This is a genomic window from Saccharothrix coeruleofusca (assembly GCF_017876325.1).
Taxonomy (GTDB): Bacteria; Actinomycetota; Actinomycetes; order Mycobacteriales; family Pseudonocardiaceae; genus Actinosynnema; species Actinosynnema coeruleofuscum.
This window is the reverse complement of the sequence record NZ_JAGINV010000001.1, coordinates 4,804,425-4,818,124: the sequence shown is the minus strand read 5'-3', so window position 1 is coordinate 4,818,124 and position 13,700 is coordinate 4,804,425. Positions and strand designations below refer to the sequence as shown.

The 13,700-nt window shown below is 70.5% G+C and carries 16 protein-coding genes and 1 pseudogene; 4 read left to right on the top strand and 13 right to left on the bottom strand.

Annotation, left to right across the window (positions count from 1 at the left end; genetic code table 11):
- Positions 1–67 precede the first annotated feature (67 nt).
- On the bottom strand, positions 68–913 hold the full coding sequence (locus tag JOF41_RS21410) for an immunity 49 family protein (protein WP_209621457.1): 846 nt from the start codon (positions 911–913) through the stop codon (positions 68–70).
- 311 nt (positions 914–1,224) lie between these two features.
- Here JOF41_RS21410 and JOF41_RS37300 point away from each other — a divergent pair.
- Positions 1,225–1,361 (top strand): annotated as a pseudogene (locus JOF41_RS37300) (transposase); the annotation flags it as partial.
- Positions 1,362–1,512: 151 nt separating this feature from the next.
- Complete coding sequence (locus JOF41_RS38655; protein WP_189223229.1) at positions 1,513–1,710, top strand: transposase; 198 nt, start codon at positions 1,513–1,515, stop codon at positions 1,708–1,710.
- A gap of 15 nt (positions 1,711–1,725) precedes the next feature.
- On the opposite strand, the gene JOF41_RS21400 is transcribed toward JOF41_RS38655, so the two are convergent.
- The 6 genes from JOF41_RS21400 to JOF41_RS21375 all read right to left on the bottom strand — a co-directional run bounded on the left by JOF41_RS21400 (position 1,726) and on the right by JOF41_RS21375 (position 8,574).
- Complete coding sequence (locus JOF41_RS21400) at positions 1,726–2,088, bottom strand: toxin-antitoxin system YwqK family antitoxin (RefSeq protein ID WP_189223230.1); 363 nt, start codon at positions 2,086–2,088, stop codon at positions 1,726–1,728.
- Positions 2,089–2,154: 66 nt separating this feature from the next.
- The gene (locus tag JOF41_RS21395; RefSeq protein ID WP_209621454.1) at positions 2,155–3,009 is read right to left on the bottom strand and encodes an immunity 49 family protein; all 855 of its coding nucleotides are present in this window, start codon (positions 3,007–3,009) and stop codon (positions 2,155–2,157) included.
- A 19-nt stretch (positions 3,010–3,028) separates the two neighbouring features.
- Positions 3,029–7,228 carry a DUF8616 domain-containing protein gene (locus tag JOF41_RS21390; protein ID WP_209621451.1) on the bottom strand — a complete coding sequence of 1,400 codons (4,200 nt, stop codon included), beginning with the start codon at positions 7,226–7,228 and terminating at the stop codon, positions 3,029–3,031.
- Positions 7,228–7,530 carry a type VII secretion target gene (locus JOF41_RS21385; protein ID WP_189223233.1) on the bottom strand — a complete coding sequence of 101 codons (303 nt, stop codon included), beginning with the start codon at positions 7,528–7,530 and terminating at the stop codon, positions 7,228–7,230. The genes JOF41_RS21390 and JOF41_RS21385 overlap by 1 nt, the downstream gene beginning before the upstream one ends.
- Positions 7,531–7,550: 20 nt before the next feature.
- Complete coding sequence (locus JOF41_RS21380; protein WP_209621448.1) at positions 7,551–8,078, bottom strand: YbaB/EbfC family nucleoid-associated protein; 528 nt, start codon at positions 8,076–8,078, stop codon at positions 7,551–7,553.
- 121 nt (positions 8,079–8,199) lie between these two features.
- Positions 8,200–8,574 (bottom strand): FKBP-type peptidyl-prolyl cis-trans isomerase, encoded by a 375-nt coding sequence (locus JOF41_RS21375; RefSeq protein WP_276515706.1) that lies wholly within the window; start codon positions 8,572–8,574, stop codon positions 8,200–8,202.
- Positions 8,575–8,735: 161 nt separating this feature from the next.
- On the opposite strand from JOF41_RS21375, the gene JOF41_RS21370 reads away from it, so the two are divergent.
- Positions 8,736–9,542 (top strand): S1 family peptidase, encoded by an 807-nt coding sequence (locus JOF41_RS21370; protein WP_189223236.1) that lies wholly within the window; start codon positions 8,736–8,738, stop codon positions 9,540–9,542.
- 122 nt (positions 9,543–9,664) lie between these two features.
- Here JOF41_RS21370 and JOF41_RS21365 read toward each other — a convergent pair whose 3' ends face one another.
- From JOF41_RS21365 to JOF41_RS21340, 6 genes are all read right to left on the bottom strand, one after another.
- Positions 9,665–10,420, bottom strand: a complete 756-nt coding sequence (locus JOF41_RS21365; RefSeq protein WP_209621445.1) for an EI24 domain-containing protein — start codon at positions 10,418–10,420, stop codon at positions 9,665–9,667.
- 96 nt (positions 10,421–10,516) lie between these two features.
- The gene (locus JOF41_RS21360) at positions 10,517–10,699 is read right to left on the bottom strand and encodes a hypothetical protein (protein WP_189223238.1); all 183 of its coding nucleotides are present in this window, start codon (positions 10,697–10,699) and stop codon (positions 10,517–10,519) included.
- A gap of 43 nt (positions 10,700–10,742) precedes the next feature.
- Positions 10,743–11,366 (bottom strand): GNAT family N-acetyltransferase, encoded by a 624-nt coding sequence (locus JOF41_RS21355; RefSeq protein WP_307867488.1) that lies wholly within the window; start codon positions 11,364–11,366, stop codon positions 10,743–10,745.
- A 2-nt stretch (positions 11,367–11,368) separates the two neighbouring features.
- A complete protein-coding gene (locus JOF41_RS21350; protein WP_189223240.1) occupies positions 11,369–11,815 on the bottom strand; it encodes a DUF309 domain-containing protein in 447 nt (148 codons plus the stop codon).
- A 72-nt stretch (positions 11,816–11,887) separates the two neighbouring features.
- Positions 11,888–12,301: a VOC family protein gene (locus tag JOF41_RS21345; RefSeq protein WP_209621438.1), complete on the bottom strand. Its 414-nt coding sequence runs from the start codon at positions 12,299–12,301 to the stop codon at positions 11,888–11,890.
- A 23-nt stretch (positions 12,302–12,324) separates the two neighbouring features.
- On the bottom strand, positions 12,325–12,735 hold the full coding sequence (locus JOF41_RS21340) for a helix-turn-helix transcriptional regulator (RefSeq protein ID WP_209621436.1): 411 nt from the start codon (positions 12,733–12,735) through the stop codon (positions 12,325–12,327).
- Between the two features lie 253 nt (positions 12,736–12,988).
- Here JOF41_RS21340 and JOF41_RS21335 point away from each other — a divergent pair, with 253 nt between their 5' ends.
- Positions 12,989–13,675: an ADP-ribosylglycohydrolase family protein gene (locus JOF41_RS21335; protein ID WP_244989650.1), complete on the top strand. Its 687-nt coding sequence runs from the start codon at positions 12,989–12,991 to the stop codon at positions 13,673–13,675.
- Positions 13,676–13,700 lie beyond the last annotated feature (25 nt).

The following is a 13,700-nucleotide window of genomic DNA, read 5'->3' as shown; positions in this document are numbered from 1 at the left end:
GAGTCATCTTGTCGTCTGGTTCTCGCCTGCCTGTTGACGCGGAACACGTCAGCAGGCAGGCGAGTGCTCAGGAGGTCGAAATTTCGCCGACCCACGCGCCGGACAGAAAACAGCGGGGGAGGTACTCGGACTCCACGTCGACCTCGATGCCCACCTCTCTCGCCAGCACAGCCATCGCCAGCGGAGCCAGTGCGATGAAGCCGTCCGGGTCATTTGCCCGGCCGCTGGTGGACCAGTGCTGCCGATGCAGCTCCAGCGCGCGCCGCAACGACGCGTTGAACCCGTCCGCGTTGCGGTCCAGCACGTGATACAGCAGTTCGATCGGCGGGTAGATCAGCCGGGTCATCAGCTCCTCGGGCGTGTTCGACGCGCTGTTCGCCAGTTCCACCGTGGAGGCGAACTTGGCGTCGAGGTCGGGACCATTGCGGAAGAACGTGCGCAGGGTCTCCACCCAAGCCCACATGTAGGCGTCGTAGTCGACCCCCGCCGCGCGCATCACCTCATCGGGGACCGCGGCCAGCATGGTCAGCCGCTGCTGTTCACGGCAGACTACGGCCAGCCACACCGCCGTCAGCCAATATCCGGCTCGATTGTGCTGACCCGGTGCGGTGGTCGGAATGCGCAGCTTGCGGCCAACGGTGCACTCGATCGACTCGGTCGACGTGTCGACCGCCGCGAACAGCGCCGATGCGGCTTGCATGGCGGTGACGAAGTCATCCCAACCGCGCACGTCTTCGCCGCTCGGAGCCGACACCGTCCGCAACGCGGCGAGCATCAAGGCCCTGTCCAGCACGCTGGTCAGGGCCAGTGGCGTCTGTTCCGCCTGGGAGATGAACTCCGGCAGCCTCGCGGAGAAGCGCGCGATCCTCCGCTCGGCCATCGCGTGGTCCACCTCGTGGCGCGGCACTGCCATCACGGCTGCTGCCCACCTGTTTCCGGGTAGAGGACACTGGGCTCTTGATCAAAACCACGGTACGTGTGGGTGGTCGACTTCGGATTTTGGGTAACCCGTGGTCGGACCACGTACTCCACCCACTAGTTGTTCAACGCAGCGCGGAGGTCATCCGCCGAGGACTCCTCGGGCTCATCACCGCTGCGTTCCACAGCCCCTAGTAGGGCTTTGTTAGGTCGGCGTGTCGTGGGGCGTCGGGTGGTGCGAGTAGTTTCATGCTCCGGTGACCCCGGATGAGCTCTTGGTCGTGCGGCACCACCTGGAGGCGTTCGCTCTCGCCGGGCGTGGCCCGGCAGTACTCCAGAACCTTGGGCAAGGTCGCGAACTGTCAGATCGGGCGAGCGTGCACGCGGTCACCGACACGGCGTCGTGTCCGCTGGACTGGCGGCTGTTCCTGCCCGAGTCGTGGGACACCGCCAAGGCCGGACCGGCGGCGGTGAAGGCGGCGAGAACCGAGCAGTGCAAGACCTTGAAGAACGCTCTGCGGGCTGCCGTGCTGGCCGCGCCCGCCGACGTCGACGCCGAGGCGGTGTGCGCGGCGGCGACGGAAGCTGCCCCTGGTGGTGGAGATCGTGCAACGCCCGCAGGTGCGGTACTTCGCGGTGCTGTCCAGAAGGTGGGTGGTCGAACGCACTCCGGCCTGGATCACCGGCCACCGCCGCTGCGTCCGGGACTACGAACGACTACGCCACCACGAGGCCATGGTCCGCTGGGCGATGATCCGCATCACCAGCTGCCGACTCACCCGACCCCAGTAGCTCGGAAACAGCTACTTACAGACTGCGGGTAACACCCGATCCGCGGTCCTCCAGGAGCGTGCCCGCATCGTCCCAGCGTTGCAGGCGGAGCAGTTCGCCGTACTTGTTGAACAGATTATATTCGGCGAGTTGGCCATTGGGATGCCACCGTCGCCACTCACCCACCGCCGCGCCTCGCTCGCACTGACCTTTGAGTTGCTTTGCGCCGTTGGCGTACCACTCTTGCTGAGGACCGTGTTCGATACCGTATGCGTAGGTGGTGATCGCAACCGTGCTGCCCTCTTCGTCGGTATCCACCAGTTCGCCGGTAAATGGTCTTCCGTGGTGCAGGACGCGCGAGGTTGAATCCATGGTCGTTTCGTCGCTGCTGACTCGCATCGCCTACGTCGCCTTCGCGCTCGGGTGCTCAGCTACGTGGACGGATCAATACATCGTGTGGAAAGCTCAGGCGTTTTCGATGCGTGTGGTGCCGTTGAGCAGTCCTGTGGGGAGGTAGTCGGAGGTCACGGTGATCTGTGTGCCGGTGTCGTGTGCCATGGCGGCCAGTGCGAGGGGGCCCAGGGCGATGTAGCCCAGGGGTGATTCCTCGCGTTCGTCGTCGGTCGACCAGTAGGTCTTGTGCTGTTGCAGTGCTTCGGCGAGGGCGTCGTTGAACTGCTGTTCGTTGCCTTCTTGGAGCAGGTGGTGGAACAGGGTCATGATCGGGAACGAGATGTGTGTGGTGTAGTCGCGGATGCCTTCGGGGAGTTGGGCGGGGTCGCTGTTGCGCAGGGCGGCGTTGAGTGCGGCCTCGACGCCTGGCTCGCGGTGGAGGAACAGTTGGAACATCCGCACCATGTCGTGGAGGTACTCGGGTGCGGTGCCCGCGCCCAGCGCTTCGGCCGGAACGTTCGCGAGGTGTTGCAGTGCGCCGCCGTCCCTGGCCGTGATGGCCAGCCAGAGGGTGGTCAGCCAGTTCTGCGGTGACGCGTAGGACACCGGGCCGGTCGCGGTGAGCAGGTACTCCTGCTCACCGATCCGGCAGGTCAGGTCCGAGCCCTTCTCGGCGGAGGCGACGGTGAAGATCGCCATGCCCACATCGAGCGCGAACACCAGACCGAGCCAGCTCTCCCTGGCCTCCGCTCGCGGGTCGACCACCGCCTGATGGCCGACCCGGTCCACTGCCGACATGAAGAGGAGGTTCAGTCGGCCCGTGTAGCCCCCGACCATTTCGACGCCCCTGCGGACGTCGTCATCGAGCCTGTCCAATGCCTCAACGGCGTCTTCGGCGTAGGTGGTGTGGCGGCTTACTTCGAGCATGATGGCTGTGCGACCTTTCCTAGACCTTCGCTGACTGCTGCCAGTCCATGATGAATTCGTCCGACACGTACCCGTTGTACTGCTCGTTCGCGCCTGAGCCGGTGGTCTTCGCGGTCACGAGGTGGTACTCGACCAAGCCATGGCGACGCAGGTGCTCCAGTCGGTCGGCCTGCTGTTGGTCTGCTGCCAGTTCCTGCGGAGACTTCGGCTCGGTATCGGGGGCGGCACCTCGCTGAGGGCTGCGCAGTTCTTCGACCTTGTGCTGGTAGAACTTGTCGTAGCCCACTTTGGCCTTGTAATCCTGGAACTCCGCGTCCGTCATCCGCTTGACGCGGTCGTCACCAGTTTCTCGCAGGTGGCGGTCGATCTCCGCTTCGCTGATGCCGAAGTTCTCGCGCACGTGCGCAGCGAGCGCCTGAGGCCTGCGAGCCTCGTCCAGTTGCCTCGCCATCTCGCGCTCCTGCTCCAGCTTCGTCTTGTGGTCCGCGATGGCCTGATCGATCTGATCCGGCGTTTTGCCCTCCGCTGCTAGATCCTTTCGCATGTTCGCCTCGCCCGCGCGGGAAAGCTTGGCGTTGAGCATGTCGTGAATTTTCTTTTCGAAGTAGTCGGGGTGGCCTTGCTCCACCCAATTGCCGTCGAGTGACCACGCGGCATCGCGGGTGGCGTACGGGCCCTTGCACTCCAGGATGACGAAGCGGCCGTCGTCGAGGCGGTGCACCATGTCGAACCGGTTCCCGCCGCCCAGACCAGGGTCCACTCGCGTGGCACCGGGGTAGTGGTCGTCCATGAACTGCTCGCCACCGCGTTCGCCGAGCTGCTCGCCGAGCTGGGATGCCCGGTGCTGCGCCTCCTTGTACTCGGGCGTTCCGTCAGGCGCTTGCCTGGCCTCCTCGATCGCCTGCCTGCGCCGGTCGATCAAGTCCTGGTTCTGCTGCACCAAGGCAGGGTCGACTTGGCCGCGGTGATCCCTCAGCGGACCGTGGAATTCGGCGGGCAACGCGGGTGGGCGGTCATCCTTGAACTTCACGTCGAGCTCGCTGAAGTCGACTGCGCGGATGTTATGACCGTCGGGTGGTCGCCAACCCGGCGGCACGTCGACCGACTTGACCGACTTGCCGTCGATGTCCACGGACTTGGAGGGGTTGATGACGAGTTCCCACCTGTCGCCGGTCTTCCGCAGGTGGAAGTGCTTCCGCATGTAGTCGTTGTCCCTGAGCTTCTGCTCGGGTGTCAGACCGGACTTCTCGCCCACCTCCCGACGCCAGGAGTCGTCGCCCTTCCCACGGTCGCGGGCGTCGGAGGGGTCGAGGTCGGACTTGTCCTTGTCGTGGGTGCCGGGGACGAAGCCGTCTTCGCCCGCCTTGGTGCGGGTGCCGTCGGGGCGGTGGGTCTCCCACTCGCCGTTGGGCGGGATCTTGGGCCTGCGGGTGCCGTCGGGGCCGATTTCGGCGTCGCTGGTGTAGACGCGGCCGTTGCTGTCGGTCCAGGCGGGTTTGGTGGGGGCCAGGACGTCGGCGTTGGTGTGGCGGGACAGGCGGTTGGCGAAGTCGTTGCTGCCCGCGTCGCAGCCGATCAGGCGAATGGGAGTCCTGCCGTCCCAGCCGTTGCGGCGCAGCAGGTCGCCGTACTCCTCGGGGCTGTAGGTGTGGTTGCCGATGCGTGCGCGGCCGTCGGGGGTGATGTGGACGTCGGCGGTGAAGTAGCGCGGGTCATGCGGGACGCGTTGGGGCAGGTCGCCCATGTCGCCATCGCCCCGGTGGTGCGAGATGCCCGCCGGGGTGGTCTCGCCGTGCCGCGCGTGCGCCTCGTCGATGCTCGGGCGATCCGCGTCGTGGTGCGGGGTGTCCGAGTGCGGGGTCGGGTCGCTGTCGGGGTCGCGTCGGGGTGTCGGTGCGTCGGCGTCCCGGTGCGCGGGTGGGGCGGCGTCCGGTTCGTTGCGGTGTGGTGGGCCGGCGTCCGGGGCGCGTCGCGGCGCGGGAGGACCGTCCGGGGTGTGCCGTGGTGGCGGCGCGTCGTAGGGGTCGCGGTACTGCTGGGGCACGCCGTCGGGACGGCGTGGCGGCGGTGTGGTGTTCGGATCGCGGTGCGGCACGCCCGGCGCGCCACCGCGGTCGCGCGGCGTCGGGCCGTGGGGGTGCGGCCGGGGCGGTGGGACCGAGGGGCCGTCGGCACCGCGTGGGCGGGGCGGGGGTGCGGGGTTGTTCGGACGCGGGCCGGGGCCCTGCGGTCCGCGCTGGTTCGGGGGACCGGCGTGGGACGGGCCCGCGTGTGGAGGGGTGGTGTGGGCGGGGCCGGTGTGAGGTGGGCCCATGCGGGTCGGTCCGGTGCCGGGCGGACCAGCGTGCGGAGGTCCGGCGTGCGGAGGTCCGGCGTGGGATGGGGTGGTGGTGTGCGGCCCGGAGTGCGGCGAGCCCTGATGTGATGGGCCGGGGGCGGAAGGGCTCGTGTGCGAGGGGTCGGGGTAAGGGGAACCGGCGTGGGAGGGGCCGTAGGAGGAAGGGCGCGGGCTTTCGGGTCCGCGTCCGCTGGAGACGCTGGAACCGAGGTCGCCACGGCTGCCGGGAGTGCCGCTCCAGCCGCCTCCGCCGCCGGGCCTGGCACCGGGAGGCGAACCGGCGCCGGGCGAGCTGCCGGGGGAGTTGCCGCCGGGGGCGTGACCCGGTGTCGTAGCGGGGGCACTGCCCTGCGGAGTGGTGTTCGGCGGAGCCGACGTGTGCGGCTGGTCGGCGCGCGGGGGAGTCGGGGGTGCCGCTGCGGTGGCGGAGTGGGTCTGGTCCACCCGCGACGGACTCGGGGAAGGGCCTGGGGACGTGCTCGGCGAAGGCGAACCGGTGTTGCCGCTGTGCGGGGTCGGTGAGCCGCCACCGCTGTGCGGGCTGGGCTGTCCCATCGGCCCGCCGCGTTGTTCGCCCAGAGGGGCGCGGCCGGGTGAGGTGGGGTCGGGCGTGCTGCGCGGCGGTGGGATGTCGGTGTCCGGGCCGCCGGGGGTGTTGCCGGGGCCGGATCTGCCGCTGGGGGTGTGGTCGGCTTCCGGTGTGCGTCCGGTGCGGGGCGGGCCGCTCGTCTCCGGTGCGGCGGGGGTGGTGGCCGAAGTGGTGGTGCTGCCGCTGCCGGGCCGGTCCGCCGAGGACGGCGTGGAGCCGGGCGCGTCGTGGTCACCGGGGGAACTGCCGGACGGAGAGCTGCTCGACGGAGAGCTGCTCGATGGGGAGTTGCTGGATGGGGAGTTGCTGGATGGGGAGCTGCTGGATGGGGTGCTGCTGGATGGGGTGCTGCTGGTCGGACCGTTGTCGGAACCGCCGGGTGAGCCGCTGTCGGAGCCGCCGCGCGAGCCGGAGGGGGTGTCGATGTCGGCGCGGCCGGTCTGCAGGAACCCGCCGTGCCTGACGCTGCTGGGGCTGAGCACGTCCAGGCCGGTGGCCTTGCCCGCGAGCTTGCCCACCACCTTCATGACCTTCTCGAAGACCTCGACCAGGCGCTTGAGCAGCGGCGAGACCTTCTTGATGGTGTTGAGCAGGTCTTGGATGAGCTTGGCGATCCTGGCCGCCCACTTCGAGATCGCGGTCACCGCCTGGGCGACGATCACCGGCGTGCCGAACCCCAGGGTGAACACCGCTTCCAGCACCCAGGCGATCAGCTTGCCCACCAGGTCGGCGATCAGGTCGCGCACCATCTCGCGCACGAACCCCACGACCATGCCCATCAGCCCGACCACGGTGCCCACCGACCCGGCCGCCGAGGCCGCCCCGGCCAGCGCGTCGCCGTGCACCTTGGAGTTGGCGGCGTACTGCTCGGCCGCCGCGCCGGTCCACCCCTCGGTGCCGGACTTGACCGCCGCGGCGTAGTCCTCGGCGATCTTGCCCAGCTCGGTGGCCACGTTGTTCCACGTGGTCGAGTAGGACTCGATCACCGGCGGGTTGCCCGCCAAGGAGTCCAGCATCTCCTTGAGCGGCTGCATGTGCTCCATCAGGAACGACGCCGCCGAGGACAGCAGCGTGCCGAACGGGTCGACCGCCATCGCGGCGGCGTCCGCGGCCAGGCCGACCATGCCCAGCCCGGCCTCGACCCAGTTGCCGTCCTTGATGCCGTTGAAGGTGTCCATCGCCGACTCGGCGATGGAGATCCCCGTGGCCCAGCCGTTGTCCCCGGTGCCCGCGGTGAAGAACGAGCCCGACTCCGCGGGCGGGGCGGCCACCAGGTCGTTCTCCGGCGGCATCACTCACCGCCCTTGAAGCTGTCCCGGATGGACTCCTCCATCTCCCGGTATTGGCGCACGGTGTCCTGGACCGCCTTGCCCGCGGCCTCCATCGCCTCCACGGCGCCGCCCAGCGCGTCCAGGCCCCACTGCTCCACCGGGTCCAGCATCATCCGGAACGGCTGGCAGATGATGCCGTAGGCGTCGGTGGGCATGCTCACCGTCCTGGCCGCGTCCACGGCGCCCTGCAAGCGGGAGCTCAGGTCGGCCAACTGCTTGCCGTGCGCCTCCAGCGTCTCGGCGACGATCTCGAAACCAGCCACGTCATCCCCCGGAAGTCCTGTCAGGACAAGAACGATTGCCCGCCGAAGTCGTCGTCGTCATCGTGCCCGCGCGGCCTGGGCGGCGGGCGGCGCGTGGTCGGCGGTGGCGGCGGGGCGGGGTGGTCGTCCTCGATGCCGAACCGCAGCTCCCGGTTGACCGGCGGCGGCTCCTCCTCGGCGGGTGGCGCGGGGAAGTTCCGCTTCGCCTCGTCGAACAGCACGTTGGCCGTCTCGTCCCGGGTGCCGATGGTCTCCGCCATCGCCTGCCGCAGCAGCTCCGGGATGCGGGACTGGGCCTTCTGCAGCGTCCGCATCACCTCGGCGGAGACCTCGGCCATCCGCTTGTCGCGGGCTGACTCGGCGATCTCCAGGTGCGTCAGGATGCCGTTGGAGCCGATGGTGAGCCGGATCGCGCCGTCCCTGGACGCCTCGGTGATGGTCATGCCCTGCACGCGCGCCGCCATGTCCTGGTAGCGCTCGGCCTTCTGCTGGATGCTCTGCTGCCACTGCTGGAGCATCCGCTCGGACCCGGCGATGTCCTCGGGCACGACGTCCTCACCCCCCTGATGACCGGTTCGTGCTCGTGAGGATGACGCAGCGGGGACGGGCCCGGTTCCGCACTCCGGTCAAATGCTCCGATCGGAGCAGCGCGGAACCGGGCCGCTCGGCTCAGCGCACGCCGAGCAGGTCCACCACGAAGACCAGCGTCTCGCCCGGCTTGATCACGCCACCCGCGCCGCGGTCGCCGTAGCCCAGGTGCGGCGGGATGACCAGCTTGCGCCTGCCGCCGACCTTCATGCCCACCACGCCGCGGTCCCAGCCCGCGATGACGCGGCCACCGCCGAGCGGGAAGCTGAACGCCTCCCCGCGGTCCCAGGACGCGTCGAACTGCTTGCCCGTCGAGTGCGCCACCCCGACGTAGTGCACGTCGACGAACTGGCCGGGCGCCGCCTCGGGCCCGTCGCCGACGACCAGGTCCTCCACCACCAGGTCGGTGGGCGCGGGCCCCTGGTGCGGCTCGACCTCGGGCTTGCTCAGGGCCATCACAACACTCCTCACGCGTCTGCAACGGGTCGAGGGGAGTCAACCACGTCCCCGTCAAGACGGCCGAATGGCCTACGACCACTGGATCTTGTGCGCGCCGTGGTGGCTCTGTTGCGCTGTGCACACCCCCTCGCCGGGGTGGACAACCGAAGGAGATGATCATGGCGGAAACCCTGCGCCGCCTGCGGTCGTGGCTGGTGGTGCTCGGGGCCGCGCTGCTGCTGCCCGTCTCGGGCATCAGCGCGGCCTCGGCCCAGCCGACCACCGACAGCGGCGTCAGCCCGATGATCGTGGGCGGCACGCGCGCCAGCACCAGCCAGTACCCGTGGGTGGTCTACCTGGCCACCTCCAGCGGCTCGCAGTACTGCGGCGGAACCCTGGTCGCCCCGAACAAGGTCGTCACCGCCGCCCACTGCACCGTGGGCGACTCGGCCTCGGCCGTGCGCGTGGTCGCGGGCCGCGACGACAAGAACTCCACCGCGGGCGTGGTCGCGCGGGTGAACAAGATCTGGATCCACCCGAGCTACCGGACCGCGACCCAGGGCTACGACGTGTCGGTGCTCACGCTGGACCGCAACCTCAACTACGCCACCCTGCCGTTCGCCACCTCCGCCGACACCGGCCTGTACGCGGCGGGCACGTCCGCCACCATCCTGGGCTGGGGCACCACCTCCTCGGGCGGCTCGGCCTCGCGCTACCTGCTCAAGGCGAGCGTGCCGGTGGTCAGCAGCACCTCGTGCACCAGCTCCTACGGCACGAGCTACAAGTCCGCGCACATGGTGTGCGCCGGGTACACCCAGGGCGGCACCGACACCTGCCAGGGCGACTCGGGCGGTCCGCTGGTCGCGGGCGGCAAGCTGATCGGCATCACCTCGTGGGGCCAGGGCTGCGCGTCGGCGGGCTACCCCGGCGTCTACGCGCGGGTCTCGGCCTACGCGACCGAGATCCAGGCGCAGATCAACGCCTGACCGACCCCTGCCGCGCGCCGGGGGAGCACCGTGCTCCCCCGGCGCGCAACGTTTCCGGCTCCGTGCGGCGTCCACTCAGGACCGCGACTACGAGCCGATCCAGGCGGGCGCGCGGACGCCCTTCAGCCGATCTCGGACTCGGTGAGCAGGCGGTGCGCCAGCACCGTGCCGCCCGCCATCGCCGCGGGCATCACCACCAGCGCCGCGAGCGGGATCAGGCACAGCAGGTACGCGGGCACGGCGAAGCCCAGCGTCAGCGCCCGGCGGCGGCGCAGCACCCGCCGCCGCACGTCCAGCGGCAACCCGCGCCGGGTGAACGGGATGCCGGTCAGCTCGACGGCCAGCAGGGAGGCGTTGACGCACACCGCGAGCACCGGCACCACGGTCTGCCCGATCAGCGGGATGAACCCGGCCAGGAACAGCGGGAACGCGCACAGCAGCGCCAGACCCACCAGCAGCACCGCGTCGCGGGCGCCCACCGACGCCGACCGCCACCAGCTCACCCGCTCGGCCTCCGGCACACCGCCCAGCTCGGTGTCCTCGATGGTCTCGGCGATGTGCTCGTAGAAGGGGCCGCCCACCACCAGCGTGATCGCGGTGAACAGCAGCAGCCCCACCGCCAGGTAGGCGCCGAGGATGGACACCGCCGCCAGGAACCGCACCGCGGAGCGCAGCGGCGGATCCCACAGCTCGGCGAACGGGGTGACCCACACGGCCAGGTCGTCGACCCAGTAGCCCAGCGCCACCACGCTGCCGATCAGCAGCGCGGTCGTGACCACCGCCGGGACGGCGCCGATCAGCAGCAGCCGCGGCCTGCCGAAGACCAGGCCGAAGCCCCTGGCGAACAAGGCGATACCCGCGGTGAAGTCCCGAATCACCGGCGGAGCATACCCAGCGCGGCACCGGTCCGACGTCGAGCGGCCGCGTCCCCTCGGCGGGGAACGCGGCCACCACGTCTGCTCCGGCGGGAGGCGTTAGCGCCGCCTGCGGAAGGCGAAGGAACGCGCGCCCGCCCCGACGCCCGCCAGGTGCAGCGCGACGCACAGCAGACCCGCCAGCATGAGCGTGCCGCCGTTGACGACCGCGCCGAGCGAGGCGTCGGCGAGGTCGAGCAGGAGGGCCAACCCGAAGATGACCGCTGCGATGATCGCGAACACAGGAGCCTCCTAGGGAGTAGGTGACCTCCTGTTACCCGGCCGCTCAGCCCCCGAAGCGGGCATTCGGCCCAATTTCCAGGCCGAGGTAGGTCAGCGGGCCCGCGTTCGGCACGGCCAGCTCGTGGAAGCCCAGCCGGTCGTAGAAGGCGCGCGCCCCGGTGTTGACGCTGAGCATCCCCAGGTGCACACCGGGCACGCCCTTGTCCCGCAACGCGGTGAGGAACGCGTTCATCAGGGCCCGGCCGTGACCGGAGCGCTGGTGCTCGGGCAGCAGATCGATGTGCAGGTGCGCCGGGTAAGCGGCCAGCTCCGGCACCACCATCCGCGCCGGGTCGTGCAACAGCCCGATCATCACCTCGCTCGGCGAGGTGGGCTCGCCGGTCGGCGGCGGGTACCGGTCGGACACCCTGGGCAGCCACTGGTCCCGGAACGCCTTGACGAACGCCGCGGTGTCCGCGGTGCCCAGGACGTAGCCCACCGCCCGCTCGCCGTCGTCGGCGACGAACGCCAGATCCGGCTCCAGGTAGGTGTACGGCCACGCGAAGATGCTGGGCATCAGCCGGTGGTCCGGGTAGATGTGCCGGGAGTCGCCACCCGCGTCGGCGGTGCGGACGCAGATCTCGCCCACCGCCTCGTGATCGCTGTCCCGGTACGGCCTGATCCGCACGGCTACCCCCTCCTCAGCCGGGGAACCCCGGTCGACCCCCCGGAAACCCACGCCACCAGCCCCGCCACGTCCACGCCGTGCGGCGGGTCCTCGCGGTAGGGCTCGATGTTGCGCGCGCCGCGGCTGAGCAGCGCGTCGGCGCCCCTGGGGTTGCCCCGCGCGACGTGGGTCAGCCCCACGGCCAGCTGCGCCAAGCCGCGCCACAGCTCGCGCTCCGGCTCGGGGGCCGCCTTCCAGGCGTCCTCCAGCACCTCGTGCGCGTGGAACGGCTTGCCCTCGTCGAGCAGCCGCTGCGCCTCGGCGAGCGCTTCGGCCGGTGCGCGCGGCACGCCCTCGGGCTGGCGCTCGACACCGGCAGCGCCGTAGGGCAGGGGGCGGCCGAGGCCGTCGCGCGGGCGCGCGTTGCGGGCGCGACCGGCCTCGTCGCGGTCTCGCGGGCTGTCCTCCACGGTGTGATCGTGTCACGGAGGACAGCCCGGCGCACCGCCGCTGTCGATCACGTCGTTGATCAGCGCCGTTGATCAGCGCTTGAGCGGGGCGGCGAACCGCAGGTGGTTGCCGGACGGGTCGCGGAACGCGCAGTCCCGCACCCCGTAGGGCTGCTCGACCGGCTCCTGCATGACCTCGGCCCCGCTCGCGCGGGCCTTCTCGAAGAACGCGTCGCAGTCGTCCACGGCGAAGATCACCGCGCTGAGCGAGCCCTTGGCCAGCAGGTTCCCCAACGCCTCCGCGTCGGCGGGGGCGCGGCCCACCGCGACGTCCTCCAGCACGATCTGCACGTCGGGCTGGTCGGCGGGACCGAGGCTGAGCCAGCGGTAGCCGTTGTCCATGGTCACGTCGACGCAGGGCACGAGGCCGACCACGTCGCGGTAGAAGGCCAGTGCCTCGTCCTGGTCGTGGACCTGGATGATGGTGTGCGACAGCTTGATGGTCATGCCGCCGACGGTAGGGGCGGCGCTCAGGAGCCCGCTTCTCGAAATCTGCTCGGTCTGGTGGCGACCTTGGCGCAGCAGGCGGGCACCACCGCGACGTCGTCGTGGCAGCGCGCCCGGTATGCGCTGGGCGGCTCCCCCACCAGTTCGGTGAAGCGCGAGCTGAACGAGCCCAGCGAGGTGCAGCCGACCGCCAGGCAGACCTCGGTGACGGTGAGGTCGCCCCGGCGCAGCAACGCCTTCGCGCGCTCGATGCGCCGGGTCATCAGGTAGTTGTACGGCGTCTCGCCGTAGGCGGCCTTGAACTGGCGGGCGAAGTGCGATGGCGACATCAGCGCGGTCCGGGCCATGGCGGGCACGTCCAACGGCCTGGCGTACTCCCGGTCCATCAGGTCGCGGGCCCGCCGCAGGTGGGCCAGCTCCTCGCGCGTCACCATGGGATCATGGCACGCGGGCGGTCATTCGCACGCCCGATTCCGCCGGGTGCGGCAGAATCCCCGTCCGCGCGCGGACGAGCGGCACGGGGGCTGATGACCATGCTGGTGGAGCTCGCGATCGGCGACGCGTACGGCGCGGGCTTCGAGTACGCGCCCGCGTCGCTCATCGCCGAGCGCAACACCCTGACGGGCTATGTCCAGCACCCGAGGCACCTGGGCATCCGGCCCGGCGCGTACACCGACGACACCCAAGATGACCCTCGCCCTCGCCGAGCTGCTCGTCGACGGCGGACCGTGGACGCCCTCGGCCATCGCCGACCGGTTCGTCGAGGCGTTCCACCGCGACCCGCGCGAGGGGTACGCGCGCGGGTTCCAGGCGTTCCTGGCGCAGGTGCGCACCGGTGAGGAGTTCCTCGCCCGCATCCGGCCCGACAGCGACAAGAGCGGCGCGGCGATGCGCTCCGGCCCGCTGAGCCTGCTGCCGACCGTGCCGGACGTCCTGCACCACACCTCGGTGCAGGCACGCCTCACCCACGACACCCCCTCCGGCGTCGCCGCGGCCCAGGCGGCTGCCCTGGCCGTGCACTACTGCCACCACGAACTCGGTCCGCTGGACGGGATCGGGCGCTGGATCGACCGGCAGCTCGACTCCGCCACGTGGGCGCGGCCGTGGCGCGGCAAGGTCGGCCCCAAGGGCGAGATGAGCGTCCGCGCGGCACTGACCGCGTTGTCCGCCAACGACACCCTCGGCGGCTTGCTGCGCGACTGCGTCGCGTTCACCGGCGACGTCGACACCGTGGCGACCGTGGCCATGGCCGCGGCCTCACGGTCGCCACTGGTGCGCGCGGACCTGCCCGAGGTGCTGTTCACCGACTTGGAGAACGGCCCCTACGGCCGCGACCACCTGGCACGCCTGGACGCCCGGCTGCTCGCGGGCTGATCGCCCAGGCACGGCCCGCGCGCGG

Bases quoted from the DNA above. Each gene is read 5' to 3' on its own strand.
- JOF41_RS21410 (WP_209621457.1), bottom strand. From the start codon at position 913: ATGGCAGTGCCGCGCCACGAGGTGGACCACGCGATGGCCGAGCGGAGG.
- JOF41_RS21400 (WP_189223230.1), bottom strand. From the start codon at position 2,088: ATGCGAGTCAGCAGCGACGAAACGACCATGGATTCAACCTCGCGCGTC.
- JOF41_RS21395 (WP_209621454.1), bottom strand. From the start codon at position 3,009: ATGCTCGAAGTAAGCCGCCACACCACCTACGCCGAAGACGCCGTTGAG.
- JOF41_RS21390 (WP_209621451.1), bottom strand. From the start codon at position 7,228: ATGCCGCCGGAGAACGACCTGGTGGCCGCCCCGCCCGCGGAGTCGGGC.
- JOF41_RS21375 (WP_276515706.1), bottom strand. From the start codon at position 8,574: ATGGCCCTGAGCAAGCCCGAGGTCGAGCCGCACCAGGGGCCCGCGCCC.
- JOF41_RS21370 (WP_189223236.1), top strand. From the start codon at position 8,736: ATGGCGGAAACCCTGCGCCGCCTGCGGTCGTGGCTGGTGGTGCTCGGG.
- JOF41_RS21345 (WP_209621438.1), bottom strand. From the start codon at position 12,301: ATGACCATCAAGCTGTCGCACACCATCATCCAGGTCCACGACCAGGAC.
- JOF41_RS21340 (WP_209621436.1), bottom strand. From the start codon at position 12,735: ATGGTGACGCGCGAGGAGCTGGCCCACCTGCGGCGGGCCCGCGACCTG.
- JOF41_RS21335 (WP_244989650.1), top strand. From the start codon at position 12,989: ATGACCCTCGCCCTCGCCGAGCTGCTCGTCGACGGCGGACCGTGGACG.